The sequence below is a fragment of the Effusibacillus pohliae DSM 22757 genome (genome assembly GCF_000376225.1).
Classification (GTDB): Bacteria; Bacillota; Bacilli; order Tumebacillales; family Effusibacillaceae; genus Effusibacillus; species Effusibacillus pohliae.
This window is the reverse complement of record NZ_AQXL01000028.1, coordinates 1-1,860: the sequence shown is the minus strand read 5'-3', so window position 1 is coordinate 1,860 and position 1,860 is coordinate 1. Positions and strand designations below refer to the sequence as shown.

Genomic DNA, 1,860 nt, shown 5'->3' with positions numbered 1-1,860 from the left:
CGTGACAGGGTGACTTACTTCCGCCATAAAGAGCCGGCCCCTTTGTGGGCGACTATTGTACCGACCGTGGGTGTTGCAGCACCTGCGGTCGTTTTATTATATGCTGAGAACAATGCTTCTATTCACATTATGGCGGATGATTGCGGGGGGAGTCAAGTAGCATCAACCATTCGGTGATTTTTTCTTTCTCAACCTACTCTTTTCGGGATATTGCTGATTCTCCCGCTATTCCAAAAACGCCTCTTCGACTGCTTTCTCCAACTCGTTCTCGGTCGGCTTGGCATATCGGCGGGTCATGTTCACATCTGTATGTCCTGCCAATTCTGCAACAACCGCCAGATCCAACCCACTAGAAACCAAGGCACGACAGAAGGTATGTCTCAAGGCATGGGGATGAGTCCCGTATTTCGCCAGAATGCGCTGTACCTGCCGAACAGAAATTCTCTGCCCATAGTTCGACAAGAACATAGCGGAATCCCGATCCTTCCTCTCAGCCAGATAGCGGGACAGATGATGCCGAGCTTCCGCAGGGAGCGGAACCACTCGGGCCTTAGCCCGCTTTCCTTGTCGGACGAACAAGCGCCCACTTCGTTCCCCGATGGTGACATCCTCTCGATCCAAATTACACAACTCGGACACCCGCAATCCGCAATACAAAAGCACGTAAACGATTGCGATGTCCCGCAGATTTCCATCCCGCTCCACTTCCCGCAACAGGCGGTTGCGCTCGTTCCTCTCCAGCGCTTGCGGTGCCAATTCAGTTACTCTTGGAGGACGCACCGTACGCAGGTTCATGACAGCGTGATCCTGCCCGGTCCACCGGGTCCAAGCACGGATTGCGGCCAGCGCCACAGAAACTGTGCTTGGAGACTTTTTGTGAGCCAGTAACCAGTCAATATACTGCTGCACATCCGCCCGAGTGAGACGATTCAGATCGCCACCAGTTCCAAGGAGCCAATCCTGGAACCGACCAAGCCAGTACAAGTACATCTGTTTCGATTGGACACTTTTTCCAGCCATGTGCTCCTCAATGACGGCGGTGATGTCCATTCCCCCACCCCCTTCCCCAGAAAATACTCCACCGTAGATTTTAACGACACTTTTTTGAGTCCTTACACTTCCAGTTTTTAGGGGTTTGGGTGCGGTGCAAAAAGGAATTGCTAACCTGGGCTGTTCATTGGAGTGTCGTGAAATGCATATTTTACGACAGATTTATACGACACTCACCCTCCAAAATCCTTTTCACCCTCGATTTGCTCTCCCAATCTTTGGGGGAAGTCTTTTCGGAATGACCCTCCCATCTTCCATGATCTCGTACCATCCCGGAGCCACACGCTGCCCCCAGTGCTGTACCGTCACCACGCCCTTTCGCACCTTGATATTGGCAGGCACCCGCAACTCAAGCTGCGATACCTTGCCTTTCGCCGGCAGACTGGCCACCCGGCCGTCTTCCATCAGCGCCACCCGGACCCGCCACAAGACCGGCTCCGGACGCCCCTTCGGATTCGGGCGAGGTTCCCAGCCATCATGCACCTTCGGGCGAAACAGAAACTTCACGAAGTCCAACAAAAAGGCCACCACGGTTTTTCCGGCTGGATCGAGCTTGCTCAACTGATACCCCGCATATCCGGCAACCAGGATGCCGAGCAAAAACGGACTGACCGGAATCCACCGGGCCAATAGCGTCCCCACGAGTAGGGAGCATGGAAGCCACAAGACGGCCGTCAGGATGGCGGTGTCAAAGCTGATCTGCACTCCCCGCGGTAACCGGATACGGTACCGTCCCTGCCCCAAGCTCGACAGGGACGGACGGATCCGATACAGGTTGCGATACGTACGGTAAGCCATCGCCATTGTCCA

Annotated in this window: 2 protein-coding genes; both read right to left on the bottom strand. The window is 54.6% G+C overall.

From position 1 onward, the window contains the following. Positions 1-225: 225 nt before the first annotated feature. The gene (locus tag C230_RS0100370) at positions 226-1,050 is read right to left on the bottom strand and encodes a tyrosine-type recombinase/integrase (protein ID WP_018130121.1); all 825 of its coding nucleotides are present in this window, start codon (positions 1,048-1,050) and stop codon (positions 226-228) included. 192 nt (positions 1,051-1,242) lie between these two features. Continuing rightward, a partial coding sequence (locus C230_RS18860) for a TcpE family conjugal transfer membrane protein (protein WP_018130120.1) occupies positions 1,243-1,860 on the bottom strand: 618 nt, incomplete at its 5' end.

Excerpts from the sequence above, each read along its gene's own strand:
- C230_RS0100370 (WP_018130121.1), bottom strand. The coding sequence starts at position 1,050 with ATGGACATCACCGCCGTCATTGAGGAGCACATGGCTGGAAAAAGTGTC.